This is a genomic window from Novosphingobium naphthalenivorans NBRC 102051, from assembly GCF_001590985.1.
GTDB lineage: Bacteria > Pseudomonadota > Alphaproteobacteria > Sphingomonadales > Sphingomonadaceae > Novosphingobium > Novosphingobium naphthalenivorans.
The window spans coordinates 115,006-132,600 of sequence record NZ_BCTX01000003.1; the positions used below are offsets into that span (position 1 = coordinate 115,006).

The 17,595-nt window shown below is 68.0% G+C and carries 20 protein-coding genes and 2 riboswitches; of the genes, 14 read left to right on the top strand and 6 right to left on the bottom strand.

Going from position 1 to position 17,595, the window contains the following annotated elements; genetic code table 11:
* Positions 1–220 precede the first annotated feature (220 nt).
* Genes NN5_RS02105 through NN5_RS02115 form a run of 3 tightly spaced genes read right to left on the bottom strand, consistent with a single transcriptional unit; the run spans position 221 to position 2,714 of the window.
* The gene (locus NN5_RS02105) at positions 221–1,519 is read right to left on the bottom strand and encodes a cobyrinic acid a,c-diamide synthase CobB (protein ID WP_067732390.1); all 1,299 of its coding nucleotides are present in this window, start codon (positions 1,517–1,519) and stop codon (positions 221–223) included.
* A complete protein-coding gene (gene cobO, locus NN5_RS02110; protein ID WP_067732391.1) occupies positions 1,516–2,133 on the bottom strand; it encodes a cob(I)yrinic acid a,c-diamide adenosyltransferase in 618 nt (205 codons plus the stop codon). Before cobO ends, NN5_RS02105 begins: the two co-directional genes overlap by 4 nt.
* Positions 2,130–2,714: a hypothetical protein gene (locus NN5_RS02115; RefSeq protein WP_067732392.1), complete on the bottom strand. Its 585-nt coding sequence runs from the start codon at positions 2,712–2,714 to the stop codon at positions 2,130–2,132. The genes cobO and NN5_RS02115 overlap by 4 nt, the downstream gene beginning before the upstream one ends.
* Before the next feature lie 213 nt (positions 2,715–2,927).
* A riboswitch (cobalamin riboswitch) is annotated at positions 2,928–3,130 on the bottom strand.
* A gap of 59 nt (positions 3,131–3,189) precedes the next feature.
* A riboswitch (cobalamin riboswitch) is annotated at positions 3,190–3,380 on the top strand.
* Between the two features lie 213 nt (positions 3,381–3,593).
* On the opposite strand from NN5_RS02115, the gene NN5_RS02120 reads away from it, so the two are divergent.
* The 9 genes from NN5_RS02120 to cobU are packed head-to-tail and all read left to right on the top strand — an operon-like array spanning position 3,594 to position 12,092.
* Positions 3,594–5,528, top strand: coding sequence for a TonB-dependent receptor plug domain-containing protein (locus NN5_RS02120; RefSeq protein ID WP_067732393.1), 1,935 nt, complete (start codon positions 3,594–3,596; stop codon positions 5,526–5,528).
* Entirely contained in the window at positions 5,528–5,935 is a 408-nt protein-coding gene (locus NN5_RS02125) for a DUF1636 domain-containing protein (protein ID WP_067732394.1), read from the top strand. The genes NN5_RS02120 and NN5_RS02125 overlap by 1 nt, the downstream gene beginning before the upstream one ends.
* Positions 5,932–6,948, top strand: coding sequence for a nicotinate-nucleotide--dimethylbenzimidazole phosphoribosyltransferase (gene cobT / locus NN5_RS02130; RefSeq protein ID WP_067732395.1), 1,017 nt, complete (start codon positions 5,932–5,934; stop codon positions 6,946–6,948). The genes NN5_RS02125 and cobT overlap by 4 nt, the downstream gene beginning before the upstream one ends.
* Complete coding sequence (locus tag NN5_RS02135; RefSeq protein WP_067732396.1) at positions 6,945–7,523, top strand: histidine phosphatase family protein; 579 nt, start codon at positions 6,945–6,947, stop codon at positions 7,521–7,523. The genes cobT and NN5_RS02135 overlap by 4 nt, the downstream gene beginning before the upstream one ends.
* Complete coding sequence (locus NN5_RS02140; protein ID WP_067732397.1) at positions 7,520–8,233, top strand: adenosylcobinamide-GDP ribazoletransferase; 714 nt, start codon at positions 7,520–7,522, stop codon at positions 8,231–8,233. The genes NN5_RS02135 and NN5_RS02140 overlap by 4 nt, the downstream gene beginning before the upstream one ends.
* On the top strand, positions 8,230–9,207 hold the full coding sequence (locus tag NN5_RS02145; RefSeq protein WP_067732398.1) for a threonine-phosphate decarboxylase: 978 nt from the start codon (positions 8,230–8,232) through the stop codon (positions 9,205–9,207). Before NN5_RS02140 ends, NN5_RS02145 begins: the two co-directional genes overlap by 4 nt.
* Positions 9,200–10,135, top strand: coding sequence for an adenosylcobinamide-phosphate synthase CbiB (cbiB, locus tag NN5_RS02150; RefSeq protein ID WP_067732399.1), 936 nt, complete (start codon positions 9,200–9,202; stop codon positions 10,133–10,135). Before NN5_RS02145 ends, cbiB begins: the two co-directional genes overlap by 8 nt.
* Entirely contained in the window at positions 10,123–11,583 is a 1,461-nt protein-coding gene (locus tag NN5_RS02155; protein WP_067732400.1) for a cobyric acid synthase, read from the top strand. Before cbiB ends, NN5_RS02155 begins: the two co-directional genes overlap by 13 nt.
* A complete protein-coding gene (gene cobU / locus NN5_RS02160) occupies positions 11,580–12,092 on the top strand; it encodes a bifunctional adenosylcobinamide kinase/adenosylcobinamide-phosphate guanylyltransferase (RefSeq protein ID WP_174523868.1) in 513 nt (170 codons plus the stop codon). Before NN5_RS02155 ends, cobU begins: the two co-directional genes overlap by 4 nt.
* A 10-nt stretch (positions 12,093–12,102) precedes the next feature.
* On the opposite strand, the gene copD is transcribed toward cobU, so the two are convergent.
* From copD to NN5_RS25580, 3 genes are read right to left on the bottom strand one after another with little or no spacing between them, the layout of a single operon-like run.
* Positions 12,103–12,990, bottom strand: coding sequence for a copper homeostasis membrane protein CopD (copD, locus tag NN5_RS02165; RefSeq protein ID WP_067732401.1), 888 nt, complete (start codon positions 12,988–12,990; stop codon positions 12,103–12,105).
* A gap of 7 nt (positions 12,991–12,997) precedes the next feature.
* Entirely contained in the window at positions 12,998–13,378 is a 381-nt protein-coding gene (copC, locus tag NN5_RS02170) for a copper homeostasis periplasmic binding protein CopC (protein ID WP_067732402.1), read from the bottom strand.
* A 35-nt stretch (positions 13,379–13,413) separates the two neighbouring features.
* Positions 13,414–13,566 (bottom strand): hypothetical protein, encoded by a 153-nt coding sequence (locus NN5_RS25580; RefSeq protein ID WP_157080966.1) that lies wholly within the window; start codon positions 13,564–13,566, stop codon positions 13,414–13,416.
* Here NN5_RS25580 and NN5_RS02175 point away from each other — a divergent pair.
* The 5 genes from NN5_RS02175 to NN5_RS02195 are packed head-to-tail and all read left to right on the top strand — an operon-like array spanning position 13,565 to position 17,511.
* Positions 13,565–13,822, top strand: coding sequence for a hypothetical protein (locus NN5_RS02175; protein WP_067732403.1), 258 nt, complete (start codon positions 13,565–13,567; stop codon positions 13,820–13,822). The genes NN5_RS25580 and NN5_RS02175 overlap by 2 nt on opposite strands.
* Positions 13,822–14,277 (top strand): periplasmic heavy metal sensor, encoded by a 456-nt coding sequence (locus NN5_RS02180; protein WP_067732404.1) that lies wholly within the window; start codon positions 13,822–13,824, stop codon positions 14,275–14,277. Before NN5_RS02175 ends, NN5_RS02180 begins: the two co-directional genes overlap by 1 nt.
* Before the next feature lie 6 nt (positions 14,278–14,283).
* On the top strand, positions 14,284–14,859 hold the full coding sequence (locus tag NN5_RS02185; RefSeq protein ID WP_067732405.1) for an RNA polymerase sigma factor: 576 nt from the start codon (positions 14,284–14,286) through the stop codon (positions 14,857–14,859).
* A 25-nt stretch (positions 14,860–14,884) separates the two neighbouring features.
* On the top strand, positions 14,885–16,648 hold the full coding sequence (locus tag NN5_RS02190; RefSeq protein ID WP_067732406.1) for a copper resistance system multicopper oxidase: 1,764 nt from the start codon (positions 14,885–14,887) through the stop codon (positions 16,646–16,648).
* Positions 16,645–17,511, top strand: a complete 867-nt coding sequence (locus tag NN5_RS02195; RefSeq protein WP_067732407.1) for a copper resistance protein B — start codon at positions 16,645–16,647, stop codon at positions 17,509–17,511. The genes NN5_RS02190 and NN5_RS02195 overlap by 4 nt, the downstream gene beginning before the upstream one ends.
* The last annotated feature ends 84 nt before the right edge of the window (positions 17,512–17,595 follow it).

The window sequence follows — 17,595 nt, forward strand, 5'->3', positions numbered from 1 at the left end:
TTAATACTCAATTTCAAAATCAAATAAATATGAAATTTGCTCATTTTCTGGAGAGGCAATGTCATGCCTGACCTTGCGCGGGCAGAATGACGGACAAGGGCAGGCTTTCAGGAACGGGCACAGCCATGCTGGCCATCCGGACATCCACCGGCAGGGTTTTTCGTGACAGGAAACACGTCAAGGCCCGCGTGCCTATGCGCAGGCCGCTTCCCGCGCGGGACTATTGCAGAGGCATAAAGAACCGTACAACAGCCTGCGGGGCCGACGGGAAATAGAAGTGCATGTAGCTTGCGGTCAGGGAACCGCAGCGAAACACCGGCTCGCCCTGGCGCCCGTCTGCGGTGGTTGCCCGGGTCAGAGCCGCCCGTTCCGTTTGCATACGCGAATAGTGGAAAGTGTGCCCGCGCAAGGTGCCGCCCGGCAGCGCGGCCTGCTGCAGCCCCAGCGCCGCCAGACGCGGCTGCATGACCGCTTTGCCGGGCATCAGCCCCGCCATCGGGGCACACGATCCGTCCTGCCCTTCGAGCTCTTCCAGACAAAAGAGCATACCGCCGCATTCCGCGAGGATCGCCTTCGCCGCCGCATGATGGGCTCTCAGCGATGCGATCATGGGCCGGTTGGCGGACAGGCGCTCCAGATAGAGTTCGGGATAGCCGCCGGGCAGCCAGACCGCGTCGCATTCCGGCAGGGCGGCATCGTGCAGCGGCGAGAAAAACGCCAGCCGGGCGCCCATGGCCTCAAGGCAGGCCACATTGGCAGGGTAGATAAATCCGAAGGCGGCATCGCGGGCAACGGCGATGGCGACGCCCTCAAGGAGCCTTTCCGGCCCATTCCCGGCAGCAGGCGCGGCAAAAGCCACTTCCGGGGGCAGCCATCCGGCAGCGGCGGGCAAGTTGGCCGCCGCGCGGTCCAGCCGGGCATCGAGATCGGCGATCTCGGCTGCCTGCACGAGGCCCAGATGGCGTTCGGGAAAGGCCGCCGCGGCATCGCGCGGCAAGGCGCCCAGCCATGTGATCGAGGGCGGCAGGCTCTCTTCGAGCATCTGCGCATGACGCGCGCTGCCCACGCGGTTGGCCAGCACCGCGGCAAGAGTCACATCCTTGCGGTAGCTGGCGAGCCCATGGGCCAGCGCCCCGAACGTCTGCGCCATCGCCGATCCATCGATCACCGCCAGCACCGGCAGACCGAAGCACGCGGCAAGATCGGCGGCGGAAGGATTGCCGTCATAAAGACCCATGACGCCTTCGACGAGAATGACATCGGCTTCCTGCGCCGCCTCATGCAGCAGGCGGCGGCATTCGTCCTCGCCCACCATGAACAGGTCGAGCTGGTGCACCGGGGCGCCGCTCGCCTGTTCGAGGATCATCGGGTCGAGGAAGTCCGGCCCACACTTGAACACGCGCACGCGCCGCCCGGCCTTGCGGTGCAGCCGCGCGAGCGCGGCCGTCACCAGAGTCTTGCCCTGCCCCGAAGCTGGAGCGGAGACCAGAAAGGCCGGGCAACGCGCCGTTTTGGTCACAGATCGATGCCCACTTGCGCCCGCACGCCTGCGCGGAAAGCGTGCTTCTCGTCGCGGATCGCGCTGACCGTATCGGCCAGATCAACCAGATCGGCATGGGCAGCGCGGCCGGTGATGACGACGTGCTGCATGTCCGGACGGTTCCGGATCGGCGGCAGCACTTCGTCCAGCGAGAGGTAGCGGTAATTGATGAGATAGGTCAGCTCATCGAGCACCACCAGCGACACGGCGGGATCGGCCAGCGCCTGCTTCGCCTTCTCCCACCCGGCCCGGGCCGTGGCGATGTCACGCCGCAGGTCCTGCGTTTCCCAGGTGAAGCCCTCGCCGCAATTCTCCCAGGTCACGCCCGGCTGGCGGGATAGGAAGGCGCGTTCGCCCACGTCTTCCTTGCCCTTGATGAACTGGAACACCGCCGCCGTCCGCCCATAGCCGAGCGTGCGCGCGACCATGCCGAAGGCGCTGGAGGACTTGCCCTTGCCGTTTCCGGTGAGGACCAGCACCAGCCCCTTGTCCACTTTGGCGGCGGCGATCTTCGCATCGACCACCGCCTTGTGCTTGCGGGTGCGTTCCTTGTGGCGGCGTTCCTCTTCGGTGAGGTCTTCCGTGACGCTCACCGCGTAGGCTCGCGGCGCAGGTCCGGCCGGGCCGTGAGCAGGAGAGCCCACAGCGCCACGGCAACCCCGGCCCACATCAGGCTCGACATCAGCGCAAACGGGAAATAGCGCGCGATGCGGGGCAGGAATTCGGAGACCGTGGGATCGGGAAAGCGCCCGCCGAGGAAATAGAACCCGCCGCTGGAAAACAGGTGCGAGACGAAAGTCGCCGCGACCAGCAGCACGGCCGCGCCCGGCAGCGACTGCAGGCGTTCGGGCAGGCGCGCGGCATAGCGGCCCGCCAGCCACATCACCCCATAGGCCGGGATCAGCATGGCGTAGGCGGGCGTATAGCAGAAGTCCGATACGCCCAGCATCGAGATCGACACGACGTCGATCGCATAGCCGAGCGCGAACAGCCCCGCGAAACCGGCAAAGCGGCGCACGAAATAGCCAAGTACGAAATAGCTGGCGAGCGCCGTGCTCGGGATGTGGACCAGATGCGTCAGCGCGTGCGAGCGCGTCAGCAGCATCACGGCGGCAAGAATGCCGAAAACCGTCAGTTCGAAACGGTTGAATTGCAAAGCGGTGGAACGCAACATCGTCAGTATCTCCGGACAAGGTCGGGAGGAATGCGTCTGGGTGCGCAGGCCGAACGCGGCCTGCGCGGGAGCCAGGGGCAAAAAGCCCCGGAAGGTTCAGCAGTTCGGCATGACTTCACAGGCTCCCTTCGACGCGACACACGAATGTCGTCCGCCAAGGGATGTCCCCGCATCAGCGAGGCCCTCGTCCGCCCGGTTCATCCCGCCCGCGCGAAGGAACGACGGCATCGGGCCGGTTTCCTGACTACCCGGTTCATCGCGCTGGCCGCCGCCTTCTCGGGAGGAAACCTCCCAATGGCATGTGACGGTGCGCTCACCGGTTACAGTTGCGGGAGCAGTGCCGGTTTCGGCAGCTTTCGCCGCCGTCCGGACTTCCCGATTAAGCCCTTTCGGGCACCCGATACGCCCTCCCGATTAAGCGAGGTTGTCCCGCTCCGCAAGCATATTGCACTTGCACACAGCCTGCCTGCACGATAGTTGCCGCGCCGCGACAGGTTCCCCGACAAGGGATCAAAAGGGAACCGGGTGAGAAACCCGGGCTGCCCCTGCAACTGTAAGCGGCGAGCCATCCGGCCACTACGCCATTGGGACCACACGGTCCTGAGAAGGCGGCCGGACCGGCCCTGACCCGCGAGCCAGGAGACCTGCCTGACGCAGTCGTTCTTCATCCGGGCAGGGTGCACCGGGTGTTCGAGGGCCCTGGCGTGACGTGAAGAGCGTCCAGCAGGGTCATCCCTCGCGCAACGACAGCCACCGCCTTGCCGGCCAGATCCGTGCGAGGGGCGTCGTGTCGGGCTCACTTGTGAGCGTGCGGGAGCGTTCCTTCGTGCGGATTGCAACCGGCGGGCACAACGCCGTTTGCATGAAGGGACCTGTCCCATGTCCAAATTGATCCGCCTGGCCGCCATTCCGGCCGCGCCCGTTCTTCTCTCCGTTACTCTCCCCTCCCCGGCATTCGCCGATGATGCGCCGGATGACAGCATCGTCGTCACGGCGCTGCGCACGCCGGTCGCGGCGGACCGCGTATCCTCCAGCGTCACCGTGCTCGACGAAGCCGCGATTGTCGAAAACCAGCCGATCGCGCTGACCGACATCCTGCTGCGCACGCCCGGCATCAGCCTGTCGCGCAACGGCGGTTACGGCACCACCACCAGCTTGCGCATCCGCGGTGCGGACGGCGGCCAGACCGTGATGGTGCTGGACGGAATGCGCCTGTCCGACCCCTCCTCGACCGCAGGCGGCTTCGGCTTTGCCAACCTGCTGCTCGACGATGCCGAACGCATCGAGATCCTGCGCGGACCGCAGTCGATCCTGTGGGGCAGCGATGCCATTGGCGGCGTCGTCAACGTCACCACCCGCAAGCCCGAAAAGGCGCTGGAAGGCAGCTTCGCCGCGGAAGGCGGCAGCCATGACACGTTCTCTGCCCGCGCCGGCGTGGGCGGCACCAGCAAAACCGTCGACTGGCGCCTGTCCGGCTCCACCTTCACGACCGGCGGCATCTCGGCGCGCGCCAATGGCACCGAGGCCGACGGCTACCGCCGCAGCGCCGCCAGCGGCACCGTGACTGTGCATCTTGCCCCGCAGGTCTCGCTCGACTTGCGCGGATACTACTCCGACGCGCGCAACGATTTCGACGGCTATGCGGGCGATTCTCCCAGCTTCGGGCTGACCCAGGAATGGTCGGGCTATGCCGGGCTCAATTTCGGCCTGCTGGACGGGCATTTCACCAACCGCCTCGCCGTGACGCAATCGGTAACGGATCGCGAGAACTACGATCCCACCCGCGACGTCCGCCCGCTCAATTTCGACGCGCACGGCCGGGTCCGCCGCTTCGAATACCAGGGCACCTACAGCTTTTCGGACGCGATCCAGCTCCTGTTCGGAGCGGAGCGCGAGGAACAGCGGATGACCACCGCCTCCCCTTCGAACAGCACGGCGGCCTATGCGAAGACACCGCACAAGGCCGATACCAACAGCATCTATGGCCAGTTGCGCGTCACGCCGGTGACGGGCCTCACGCTTGATGGCGGCATGCGTTACGACCACCAGTCGCGCTTCGGCGGCAATACCGTGGTGAGCACCGGCGCAGCCTATACGCCCAACGGCGGCACCACGGTCCTGCGCGCCAGCTATAGCGAAGGCTACAAGGCGCCTTCGCTTTACCAGCTGTTCAGCGCCTATGGCGTGGCGGACCTCGGCCCCGAAAAGGCCAAGGGCTGGGAAGTGGGCGCGGAGCAGAGCCTCGGCCAGATCCTGCGCGTCTCGGCCACCTGGTTCGATCGCGATACCGACAATCTGATCGACTTCGCCTATTGCCCCACCAGCGGCACTCTGCCCGACGCGTGCTATATCCCGGGCACCACCACGACCCGCTTCGGCTACTACGCCAATGTCGACAAGAGCCATGCCCGAGGCCTCGAACTCGCAGGCTCGGCGCGCTGGAAAGTGCTCTTCGCCGAAGCCAATTACAGCTGGATCGAGGCCGAAGACCGCACGCCGGACAGCAGCACTTATGGCCGCCAGCTCGCCCGCGTGCCGCGCCATCTCGCCAATGCCGAAGCGGGCGTGGAACTGCCCTCGGGCATTCGCACCAGCGTGGCGGCGCGCTATTCGGGGCGGACCTTCGACAGCACCAGCGGCACGACCCAACTCGGCAGCTACTGGCTGTTCGACGTGCGCGCGCAATGGCCGGTCACGGACGGGCTGATGCTGCAGGGCCGGGTCGAGAACCTCGCGGACAAGACCTATCAGACCGCGGGCGGCTATTCGGCGCTTGGGCGGACATTCTACCTGGGCCTGAGGAGCCGCTTCTGATGCTGCGCGCGGCAGAGCCCGGAGCGGCAGTGGTGGTCTGTTCCACCTGCCGCTTCAGCGCCGCCGCGCGCGAGGAGGAAGGCGGGCAGCCCGGCGGCGTGCTGCTCGCCGAAACCCTGCGGGCGGTGCAGACGGAAGACCCGGAGCTTGCAGGCGTGGCAGTGCAGGAAATGCCCTGCCTCTTCGCCTGCAAGCGCCATTGCACCGTCCACATCCGCGCGCCCGGCAAAGTCGGCTACGTGCTGGGCGACTTCGCGCCGGACCGCGAAGCCGCCCGCGCCATTCTGGAATATGCCGCCCGCCATGCCGCCAGCGATGAAGGCGTGGTGCCTTATGCCCAGTGGCCCGAGGGCGTGAAGGGCCACTTCATCACCCGCACGCCGCCCGAAGGATACCTCTGCACATGATCCGCTTTGCCGATCGCGCTGCCTTTACGGCGGCCCTCTCCACCCTGCCCGCCCCGGCCGAGGCCGCCATCGCGGCAGCCCGCGCGCGTCAGGCCGAATTGACCAAGCCCGCCGGCTCGCTCGGGCGGCTGGAGGAAATCGCCGTGTTCATGGCCGGATGGCAGGACACGCCGCGCCCCCGGATCGACCGGGTCCAAGCCGTGGTCTTCGCCGGCAACCACGGCGTCGCCGCGCGCGGGGTCAGCGCTTTCCCGGTGGAAGTGACCGTGCAGATGGTCGCCAATTTTCAGGCCGGGGGCGCGGCCATCAATGCCTTGTGCAGAGCGTGCGGAGCGGAGCTTTCAGTCGTACCGCTCGATCTCGACCGGCCCACCGGCGACATCTGCGAAGAGGCCGCGATGAGCGAGGCGGAATGCCTTGCCGCGCTCAATGCCGGAGCGGCGGCCGTCAAAGCGGACACGCAACTGCTGTTGGTGGGCGAAATGGGCATCGGCAATACGACCCCCGCCTCCGCGCTGTGCGCCGCTGCCTTCGGCGGCGAGGCCGCGCAGTGGTGCGGCAAGGGTTCGGGCATCGACAGCGAAGGCGTAGCGCGCAAGATCGGCGCGGTGGAGCAGGCCCTGGCCCTGCACCTGCCGGATTGCGGCGATGCGTTCGAGACGCTGCGCCGTCTTGGCGGGCGCGAAATCGTGGCCATGGCAGGCGCAATCCTGGCTGCCCGGCTGATGCGCGTTCCGGTGCTGCTGGACGGCTTCATCGCCTGCGCATCCATTGCCCCGCTGGTGGCGCAAGTGCCCGGCTTCACGGACCATTGCCTTGCCGCGCATTGCTCGGCCGAAGCCGGGCATATCCGCCTTCTCGGCCATTTCGGACTGGAACCCTTGCTCCACCTCGGGATGCGGCTGGGCGAAGGATCGGGCGCCGCCACCGCCGTTCCCATCCTGCGCGCGGCGCTGGCCGCGCACGCCGAGATGGCGACATTCGCCGAAGCCGCGGTGGCCAGCGGATCATGACGGCCCGCGTCGTCCATTTGCTGCGGCACGGCCCTCCTGCCCGCACGGGGCTGCTGCTGGGCCATCTGGACGAACCGCCGCTCGCGGCCGAATGCCCGGTCATGCTCGGCCGCGTGGCGCACCTGCCGGTCCGCTCGATCGTCAGCTCGGATTTGCGCCGCACCAGTATCCAGGCGGCGCACCTTGCGGAATGGCTGGACGTGCCCTTCCTGCGCGATCCATGCTGGCGCGAGCTGGATTTCGGCGCGTGGGACGGGCTGTCTCCCGAGGATATCGACGAGGCAGCCCTCTCCCGCTTCTGGGAAGACCCCGATGCCAGCCCGCCGCCGCAAGGCGAGCGCTGGTCGGACTTGTGCCGGCGCGTGCACGAGGGTCTTGCCGGGCTCTCGACCGAAACGCTCGTCGTCACCCACGCAGGGGCCATGCGCGCCGCGCTTTCGGTGCTGACCGGGCTGGACCACCGCGGGGTCTGGGCGATCGACCTGCCCTATCGCGCCCTCGTCTCGCTGCGGATCTGGCCGGGGCGGCCGCTGTCCGGCCAGATCATCGGGCTTGAAACCGGGTATCGCGAATGAAGGCGCTGATCCTCGCCGTCCAGTTCATGACGCGGTTGCCGCTGCCTGCCATCGCCGCGGACGAGGACGACTTTGCACGGGCAATACGCTGGTTTCCCATCGCCGGCATTGCTGTGGGACTGTGCGTGGCCGCAGCGGCATGGGCCGGCCTGCGCCACGATCCCTGGGCCGGCGCGCTGGCGGCCCTGCTCGCCTGGGTCGCCGTCACCGGCGCGCTGCATCTCGATGGCCTGGGCGATATCGCCGACGCCGCCGGGGCTGCCCACAGCGACCCCGCGCGGCTTTCGGCGGTTCTGGCGGATCCGCATATCGGCAGCTTCGGCGTCACCGCGATCGGCCTGCAACTGATCGCCAAGCTGGTCCTGCTGCGGCTGGCCATGGATGCGGTCCCTCTCGCCGCGCTGGTGGCGGTGCCGCTCGCGGCCAGGATCGGGCCGCTGGTCTGGACGCTGACTCTGCCGCCGCTGCACCGGGGCATGGGAACCAGCTTCGGCGCCGGGGCCAACTGGCCCGCCTGCGCGGCATGGTTCCTGGTGCTGGGCGCCTCGGCGTGGTGGACCGGGCCCGCGCTGCTGCTGGCCCCTGCCGCCATCGCCTTGTGGGGCCTCTGGCTGCACCGGAGGATCGGCGGCATTTCGGGCGATGGCCACGGCGCCGGGATCGAGCTGGCCGAAACCGCCACGCTGGCCGCATTGGTGTTCTTGCAGTGAATGCCTTCGTCACGCATGGCGGCCGTCTGGACGAGGCCTGCGCCCGCTTCGGCGGCGATCCCGGCGACTGGCTGGACCTTTCGACCGGCATCAATCCCTGCCCCTGGCCCGGCGCGGAAACGATCCGGCCCGACTGGCGCGCCCTGCCCGATGCGCGGGCGCTCCGACGGCTGGAAGAGAGCGCCGCCGCCCATTTCGGGGCCGATCCCGCCTTGTGCTGCGCGGTTCCCGGCAGCGAGGCGGGCCTGCGGGCGCTGGGCCGGATTCTCGACCTGCCCGCCCGCCATGTGCCGCTGACTTATGGGACTTACGCCAAGGCCTTCGCCAGCCCGCCACCGGGTCATACCGGGCCCACCGCGCTGATCGTCACCAACCCCAACAACCCGGACGGGCGGCTCTATCCCCCCGGGCATCTCGTCTCCGCACTGGGGCGGCAGCAGCACGGCGGCGGATGGCTGATCGCCGACGAGGCCTTTGCCGATTGCCATCCGGACACAAGCGTGGCGGGCCTCGTCGCGAATGGCCGCAACCTTGCGGTGACGCGCTCGTTCGGCAAGTTCTTCGGGCTTGCAGGGGTGCGGCTCGGCTTCGTGCTCGCGCCCGAACCGTTGCTGGCCGAGCTGCGCAGACTGCAAGGCGACTGGCCGGTCTGTTCCGCCGCGCTCGCTTTCGGGACCGACGCCTATGCCGATCCCGGCTGGATCGCCGCCACCCGCGCAGGCCTGCCGGAACGGGCCGCAAAGCTCGACACCGTTCTGACGCGCCACGGGTTGCGGACCACGGGCGCCTGCCCGCTGTTTCGCCTGACCGATACCGGGGCGGCGGCCGACCTGTTCGCCTCGCTCGCCCGCGCGCAGATCCTGACGCGCCCTTTCGCGGACCATCCGCGCCTGCTGCGGTTCGGACTGCCTGCGGACGATGCGCAGCTGGCCCGGCTGGATGCCGCGCTGGCCTTCTGGTCGCGCTATGGTTGAGCCGGTCGCTCTCGGCGCGCTGGTGCTGGACGCCGCGCTGGGATGGCCAGACGGGCTGTACCGCCATATCGGTCATCCCGTGGGCGCCTTCGCGCGGATCATCACGACCTGCGAAACCCGCTGGAACCGGCCGGATCGCCCCGCCCGGCTGCGGCGCCTGTCGGGCCTTGCCGCCATGCTGGTACTGATCCTCGTCAGCGGCGGTGCGGCCTTTGCCATCGAGTGGATCGTCCGCGCGCTGGCCGGGCCATGGGCCTGGTTGCTGCTCGCCTGCGCGGCCTGGCCCGCACTGGCGAGTAGGAGCCTCTACGAGCATTACCAGCCGGTCGTGCAAGCCCTGAACCGGGGAGACCTGCCCGCCGCGCGCGAAGCTGTAGGACACATCGTCGGCCGCGACACCGCCGCGCTCGACAGGCCCGGCGTGGCCCGCGCCGCGATCGAGAGCCTGGCCGAAAGCTTCTGCGACGGGGTGATCGCGCCGCTGTTCTGGCTCATGGTGCTCGGCCTGCCCGGCGCGTGGATTTACAAGGCCATCAACACCGCCGACAGCCTGATCGGCCACCCGGAGGAACCCTTGCGCGCCTATGGCTGGGCCGCCGCGCGGATCGACGATGCGGCAAACCTGATCCCGGCGCGGCTGAGCGCGGTGCTGATCTGCCTTGCCGGGATGGGAGGATGGCGCGTGCTGTGGCGCGATCATGGCCGCCATGCTTCCCCCAATGCGGGCTGGCCCGAGGCCGCCATGGCCGGGACACTGGGCATCCGCCTCGCCGGGCCGGTCCACTACGATGGCGTGCTGGCGCAAAAGCCATGGATCGGCGATGGCGCGGAAGCGGATGCAGGCACTATGGCGCGCGCGGGGAATATCTATCTGCGGGCCTGCCTGCTGGCATGGATCGGTGCGGGAGGCGTGGCATGGCTGGCTTGATGGTGCAGGGAACCGGATCGGACGTCGGCAAGTCGGTGCTGGTCGCCGGGCTGTGCCGCGCCTTGGCGAACCGGGGACTCAGCGTCCTGCCGTTCAAGCCGCAGAACATGTCGAACAACGCCGCCGTCACCGCCGATGGCGGCGAGATCGGGCGCGCGCAGGCGCTGCAGGCGCTGGGCGCACGGGCCGAACTCCACACCGACATGAACCCCGTCCTGCTCAAGCCGCAGGCGGACCGGACCTCGCAGCTGATCGTCCACGGCAAAGTGCGCGGCACGCTCGGCTCCGCCAATTTCCGCGAGGACCGGCGCAATTTGATGACCGAAGTGCTGGAAAGCTGGCAGCGGCTTTCGCAGCAGTGCGATCTGGTGATCGTCGAAGGCGCGGGATCCCCCGCCGAGATCAACTTGCGCGCGGGCGACATCGCCAACATGGGCTTTGCCCGCGCGGCCGATGTGCCGGTAGTGCTGGTGGGCGATATCGACCGCGGCGGGGTGATCGCCGCGCTGGCCGGAACCCGCGCCGTACTCGATCCCGATGACGCGGCGATGATCCGGGGCTTCATCGTCAACAAGTTCCGCGGCGATCCCGCGCTGTTCGAGGATGGCTATGCCGCCATTGCCGGGCTGACCGGGTGGCGCGGCTTCGGCGTTGTGCCCTGGCTGCCCGCCGCCAGCCGCCTGCCCAGCGAGGATGCCGTCGTGCTCGAACGCGGGCAGGCTCTGCCGGGGGGCAAAGTGCTGGCCGCCTGCCCGATGCTGCCGCGCATCGCCAATTTCGACGATCTCGATCCGCTCAAGACCGAAAGTGGCGTGCAACTCGCCATGATCCCGCCGGGCCAGCCGATCCCGGGTGAGGCCGCGCTGATCGTCCTGCCCGGATCGAAAGCGACCTTGGCCGACATGGCGTTCCTGCGCGAACAGGGCTGGGACATCGACATCCTCGCTCACCACCGGCGCGGCGGTGCGATCCTGGGCATCTGCGCCGGCTACCAGATGCTCGGCCGCACGATCGCCGATCCGCTCGGGATCGAGGGACCGCCGGGCAGCATCGCCGGCCTTGGCCTGCTGGACCACGAAACCGTGCTCGGCCCGCAAAAGGCCCTGCGCCTGGTGCACGGAACGGCGCTGACGGCCCGTTTCGACGGCTATGAAATGCACATGGGCGAGACGCACAGTGCTGCGGCCGCCCAGCCGTTTGCCCTGCTCGACGGCGGACGGCCCGACGGGGCCATCTCGCATGACGGCAAGGTCATGGGCACGTATTGCCACGGCCTGCTGGCCTCGGGCGATCTGCGCCGCGCGCTGCTGGCCAGGATCGGCGTGCGAAGCCATGCCCGCGATCATGGCGCACTGGTCGATGCCGCGCTCGACGAACTCGCCGCCGGGCTGGAGGAGCATCTCGATATCGATGGCCTGCTGGCCCTTGCCCAAGGCGCCGCCGCGTGAGCGTGCTGCTGGTCCTCGGCGGCGCGCGATCGGGCAAGAGCCGCTACGCGCAGGCCCGCACCGAGGCTCTGCCCGGACGCCTCGCCTTCATCGCCACCGCGCAGGCCTTCGACGCCGAGATGGAAGACCGCATCGCCCGGCACCGTGCCGATCGCGGGCCTCGCTGGGAAACGCTGGAAGCGCCCGTCGATCTGCCCGATGCCCTTGCCCAAGCGGCCCGGTCCGCCGATGCCGTGCTGGTCGATTGCTTGACCTTGTGGATGTCGAACCTCATTCTGGGCGACTGCGACGTGGCGGCCATGACCGGCCATCTGCGCGAGGCCCTGATCGCGTGCCCGGTCCCCGTTGCCCTTGTCGCCAACGAGGTCGGGCTGGGGATCGTGCCGGACAACGCGCTGGCCCGCCGGTTCCGCGACGAAGCCGGACGGCTGAATCAGGACATGGCCACTATTGCCGATGAAGCCGTCTTTGTCGCTGCGGGACTACCGCTTGTGCTCAAATCTCCGTAAGCTGGCCGGGCTATCCTCCGGCGGGAGCCAGCGTGCCCAGAACGGCAACCAGCGCCACGATCAATCCCCCGGCCAGTATCTCAAGCAGAAGAGAGACGCATAAGCGCCGCCCGGCACCGGGTTCACCGGCCTCCATCGCCGGCACCAACCGCCAGCGGTTCGACGCGGCCAGACCGAGCATCGCGGCGAACAGCACGAGCTTTGCGGCAAGCAATGCCGCCCAGCCGCTCTCCAACGCCCCCTCGGGAACCGGCAGGCCGAGGATCGCCAAAGCGCTTACCGTCCCGGTTATAGCCAGGACAGCGACGATCACACTGCCGATCGTGGCGAAACCGCGCAATCTTCGCATCTGCACGTCGCTTGACGCCCCGCCCAACTGGCCGCCAAACTGCCCGCCCAGCAAGGCTGCCAGCGCGCCCAGCCACGTCGCTGCGGCCAGCAAGTGCGCAGCGTCGATCAGCCGGCGCATCATTCCTGTGGCGCCCTCGCCCGCCCCCGCGTGCCCGGTCCATGATGCCGTGATCAGCGCCGCTCCGCCGCATAGCGCCGCCACCGGCAAGCGATATCTGCCCGGAAGTCCGAACAGGCCCAGTACCAGCAGCACCAGAGCCATGGCCCGCGTTTCCAGCACCATGCCGAGCGGCGTTGCGGCAAGCACGGCCTGCACTGTTGCAAAATCGACCGCGCCAAGCGGCAAACCGGCCATGGCGGCCACGCTAGCCCAGACCCACCAGAGCGATGTCACGAGCGCGGCTGCCGCAAGACCAAGCAGGATCCTGCGCATGGCGCCCGAAAGGCACCTTTCGCCCATGGCCAGAGAATAGAGCGGCAGCCCCGCCACCAGCAGCAATGCCAGATAGCTCGCCCCGCGCGCGGCGGCGAGGTCTGCGTCGAACACGGTCCGCTCAGCGCACGGTAAAGGTATAGCTGCCCTCAACGCGGTGCTGGTCCGCAGCGACCGCGTGCCACTTGAGATCATAAGTCCCGGCGGGAAGAGCGCGCGGCAGCGATACCGTCAGCGTCTTGCCGTCCGCTGCGCTGGTAAAGCCCTTGACCGGCATCGGCTTGTGGTTCGCCATGCCGGGCATTCCGGTCATCGTCAGTTCGATCCCCGAAAGCGGCCCGACAAGCGTTTCGGAGAACGTCAGTTCCAGCTTCACCGGCTCGGCGACCGTGGCATCCGCTGCCGGGGTTGCGGAAACCAGCTTGGGATGGGCGGATGCTGCCATGGGCAGCAGCATGGCGGCGCTGAAGGGAGCGATGAAAGAAAGGGCAAGGCGGCGCATGGCTTCTCCAAGGATTATCTGTCAGCCGCATCGGGTCATTCCGCTCCGGCCTGATCTGCGATACGCACGCTCTCGCGCCATCCCTTGCCGCCCGGCAATTTTTCCTTGCCAGCTACCGCCCCGCGCATGAGGGATAAGTCCGCGCGCTGCGTATCCCACTTCGAAACCGCATTGGAATGACGCGTCATGACCGAACTCGACACCCTGCTGGCCCGGCTAGGCGAAGAAAGCGCCGGAGCGCGCCTCGATACGCTTGAGGCCCGCGTCATGACCGGCTTGGCCCAGCGGCGCGAACAGACCGCGGCCCGGCGCGGATACATGCTGGCGAGCTGCCTTGCCGTGATCGTCGGCTCGGCTGCCGCCGTTGCGCCCCACACGCCGGCCTCGTCCGCCCCCCTGCTCGGCGTTCCGGCGGCAGCGCCCTCTCACCTGCTGGTGGACTGATGGGCGGGGCCAAGCGCTATGTGCTGACCGCGCTCGTCGCTTTCGCCGCCGCGCTCGCCGCGACATGGGCCGCGACATGGGTGGTGCGCAGCGTCTCGCCCTTCGATCACGCCGAAAGCAGCGAACTGCACACCCTGGTGCACGAGAAACTGAATTTGGACGCAGCGCAGGAAGGGCGCATCGAAGTCCTGGAAGCCCGCTTCGCCGAGCAGCGCAAAGCGCTCGATGCGCAGATGCGCGAGGCCAATGCGGCGCTCGCCCAAGCGATCGAGACCGAGCATCAGTATGGCCCCAGGGTCGCCGAAGCGGTGGACCGTTCGCACCAGGCCATGGGCGAATTGCAGAAAGCCACGCTGGCCCATGTCTTCGCGATGCGCGCGGTGCTGCGGCCGGATCAGGCGGCGCGCTTCGATGCCGAGATCGGCAAGACTCTGACCCAGTCCGATCGCAAGTAGGCCGCCGTGGCTGCCGGCCAAGCCGAGACGCCTCCCGAAACCGGCGATGCCACGCTTGTGGCCCAGGCACTGGCCGGGCGGCAGACGGGCTATTCGGGCCTCATGCAGCGCCATCGCGAGGCCGTATTCCGCCTCGTCCGCAACCACTTGCCGGACGAGGCGGATGCGCTGGACGTGACGCAGGAGTGCTTCGTTTCCGCGTTCGCCGCGCTGCACCGCTATGACCCGGCCCGCCCGTTTCGCGGCTGGCTGCTGCGGATCGCGCTGAACAAGTGCCGCGACTGGGCGCGGCGCCGGGCCGTGCGCGCGTTCTTCACTTTCGCAAGGCCGCTCGACGATGCCCTAAATCTGGCCGACAGCGCTCCCGATCCCGAACGCGCGCTCAGCGGGAGCGAAGAGGCCGCACGGCTGCGCACCGCCATTGCCGCCCTGCCAGCCCAGCTCAAGGCCCCCCTGCTGCTCTGCGCCATCGAAGGGCTTTCGCAGGACGAAACCGCCGAGGTTCTGGAAATCAGCCGCAAAGCCGTGGAAACACGCATCTACCGCGCCCGGCAGAAATTGAGCGCGGCGCTTGAGGGATAACCTCCGGGCCTGCGTATAGCTGGCAATGGAACAGGGATTTCGGATCGATCGCCGCCGCCTCCTCGCTGGAACGGGCGCCGTTGCCTCAAGCCTGGCATGGTCCGCGCTGTGCCCGGCCTGGGCTCGCAGCGGCACCGCGGGACTGGCCGCCGGGCCGGTGCTTTCGGGCGAGACCATCGCGCTTTCGATCGGCGAAGGGCACTTCGCCACCGGCGGGCGTTCGGCGCGCGCGGTCATGGTCAACGGCACGCTGCCGGCCCCGCTGATCCGCCTGAAGGAAGGCCAGCGCGTGCGGCTGGCCGTGACCAATCACTTGCAAGAGCAAAGCTCGATCCACTGGCACGGCCTGCTGCTGCCCGCGCAGATGGACGGCGTGCCAGGCCTCAGCTTTCCCGGCATCGATCCGGGCGAGACGTTCACTTACGAATTCCCGCTGATCCATTCGGGCACGTACTGGTATCACAGCCACTCGGGTATGCAGGAAGGCGTGGGTCTCTACGGCCCGCTGATTATCGACCCGGCGGGCGAGGACCCGATTCTCAGCGAGCGCGAACATGTGCTGGTCCTGTCCGACTGGAGCCCGTTGGCGCCCGAGGCGCAGTTGCGGCGGCTCAAGATCATGGGCGGCTATTTCAACCGCCAGCGCCAGACGCTGGCCGGCCTGCTGGCGGGCAAGGACCAGCCCCTGAAAGAGCGTCTGGAATGGGCCGCCATGCGCATGGACCCGACCGATATCTCGGACGTGACCGGGATCACCTACAGCTACCTGATCAACGGCCATGGCATGGCGGAGAACTGGGCCGGCCTGTTCGCGCCGGGCGAGCGGGTGCGGCTGCGCGTCATCAACGCCTCGGCCATGACCAATTTCAATTTCCGCATTCCGGGCCTGCCCATGACCGTGGTCGCGGCGGACGGCAACATGGTGCAGCCGGTCGAGACCGACGAGATCCAGATCGCCATTGCCGAGACCTATGACCTGATCGTCGAGCCCGCCGAGGCCAAAGCCTATGGCGTAGTCGCCGAAGCCATCGACCGTTCGGGACAGGTCCGCGCCACGCTGGCCCCGCAAGCGGGCATGGTCGCCCCCGTCCCGGCCCTGCGCGAACGCCCCCTCCTCACCATGCGCGACATGGGCATGGACATGAGCGCGATGGACATGGGCAACGATGGCGAGATTGACCTGTCGAAGCCTGCCAACGCTTCGATGGCCAATTCGTCGATGGAGGGCCATTCGATGTCGATGCGCGATCCTTCGGTCGCGCCCGGCGTGAAGATGGGGCCTGGCGTTGCCACGCTCTCGCCCATGCCGGTGGACCGGCTCGCCGACCGGCCGACCGGACTGGAAGCCGTCGATCACCGCGTGCTGACGTATGCCGATCTGCGCAGCCTTGCCCCCAATCCCGATCCCCGCACGCCCAGCCGCCAGATCGACGTGCACCTGACGGCCAACATGGAACGCTACATGTGGTCGATGGACGGCCAGACCTTCTCCGACGGCGCGCAGCCGATCCCGATGCGCCTGAACGAGCGCGTGCGGGTGAACCTGATCAACGACACGATGATGCCGCATCCGATCCACCTGCACGGCCACTTCTTTGAACTGGTCTGCGGCGAGAAAGGCCACCGCGCGCGCAAACACACGGTGAACGTGCTGCCCGGCGGCAAAGTCTCCTTCGACCTCACGGCCGATACCGAAGGAGACTGGGCGTTCCACTGCCACATGCTGCTGCACATGCATTCGGGGATGATGCGCGTCGTCGCCATTCGCCGCGAAGGAGACGAAGCATGAAACGGGCTGTCCTCGCCCTCACGCTGATCGCCGCGCCCGCTTTGGCTCAGGAAGAAATGGACCATTCCGGTCATGACATGGCGGGGATGGCCATGCCGGACGGCATGGCCAGTCTGGACGACCAGCCCGGCAATGCCACCCCGCCCCCGGTCCCCACCGACAATATCGAGGACCGCTATTACGATGCCAACCGCATGGAAGCGGCACGCAGGCATCTGGCGCACGTCGGCCATTACGCCACCTCGGCCGTGCTGATCGACGAACTCGAATACCGCGCGGCGGACGGGCGCGACGGCTATGGATGGAAGGCCCAGGGCTGGTACGGCAACGACTATGACAAGCTCGCCGTGACCACCGAAGGCGAAGGCACTTTCGGCAAGGCCCCGGAACGGGCCGAAACCTCGCTGCTGTGGCGCCATGCGGTGAACCCGTGGTTCAATCTGGAAACGGGCGTGCGCCACGATTTCCGCCCCGATCCCGAACGGACTTATGCCGTCGCCGGAATTCAGGGCCTGGCGCCCTACTGGTTCGAACTCGAAGGCCAGATGCTGATTTCCGACAAGGGCGATGTCCACTCACGGCTGAGCGCCAGCTACGATCAGCGTATTACCCAGCGGCTGATCCTGGAACCCGAGGCCGAAGTGAACCTGGCGCTTCAGGACGTGCCGGAACTGGGCATTGGCGCCGGTTTCGAACGGATCGAGCTGGGCGCGCGGCTGCGCTACGAGATCGAGCCCGGCTTCGGCCCCTACCTCGGCGTGCACTGGGAGCGCAGGCTGGGCGGCAGCGCAGACTACGCGCGGGCGGAAGGCGAAGATCCCTCGCAGGTCGCCGCCGTCTTCGGTCTGCGCGCCTGGTTCTGACAAGTCCCCCGGATCACACCGGCGCCGCAGTCAGCGCTTGAACGGCACTCCCCGCCGCGCAGGCTAGGGCCAATCGCCATTCAG

Bases quoted from the DNA above. Each gene is read 5' to 3' on its own strand.
- NN5_RS02115 (WP_067732392.1), bottom strand. From the start codon at position 2,714: ATGTTGCGTTCCACCGCTTTGCAATTCAACCGTTTCGAACTGACGGTT.
- NN5_RS02120 (WP_067732393.1), top strand. From the start codon at position 3,594: ATGTCCAAATTGATCCGCCTGGCCGCCATTCCGGCCGCGCCCGTTCTT.
- NN5_RS02125 (WP_067732394.1), top strand. From the start codon at position 5,528: ATGCTGCGCGCGGCAGAGCCCGGAGCGGCAGTGGTGGTCTGTTCCACC.
- cobT (WP_067732395.1), top strand. From the start codon at position 5,932: ATGATCCGCTTTGCCGATCGCGCTGCCTTTACGGCGGCCCTCTCCACC.
- NN5_RS02135 (WP_067732396.1), top strand. From the start codon at position 6,945: ATGACGGCCCGCGTCGTCCATTTGCTGCGGCACGGCCCTCCTGCCCGC.
- NN5_RS02140 (WP_067732397.1), top strand. From the start codon at position 7,520: ATGAAGGCGCTGATCCTCGCCGTCCAGTTCATGACGCGGTTGCCGCTG.
- cbiB (WP_067732399.1), top strand. From the start codon at position 9,200: ATGGTTGAGCCGGTCGCTCTCGGCGCGCTGGTGCTGGACGCCGCGCTG.
- NN5_RS02155 (WP_067732400.1), top strand. From the start codon at position 10,123: ATGGCTGGCTTGATGGTGCAGGGAACCGGATCGGACGTCGGCAAGTCG.
- copC (WP_067732402.1), bottom strand. From the start codon at position 13,378: ATGCGCCGCCTTGCCCTTTCTTTCATCGCTCCCTTCAGCGCCGCCATG.
- NN5_RS02175 (WP_067732403.1), top strand. From the start codon at position 13,565: ATGACCGAACTCGACACCCTGCTGGCCCGGCTAGGCGAAGAAAGCGCC.
- NN5_RS25580 (WP_157080966.1), bottom strand. From the start codon at position 13,566: ATGACGCGTCATTCCAATGCGGTTTCGAAGTGGGATACGCAGCGCGCG.
- NN5_RS02180 (WP_067732404.1), top strand. From the start codon at position 13,822: ATGGGCGGGGCCAAGCGCTATGTGCTGACCGCGCTCGTCGCTTTCGCC.
- NN5_RS02190 (WP_067732406.1), top strand. From the start codon at position 14,885: ATGGAACAGGGATTTCGGATCGATCGCCGCCGCCTCCTCGCTGGAACG.
- NN5_RS02195 (WP_067732407.1), top strand. From the start codon at position 16,645: ATGAAACGGGCTGTCCTCGCCCTCACGCTGATCGCCGCGCCCGCTTTG.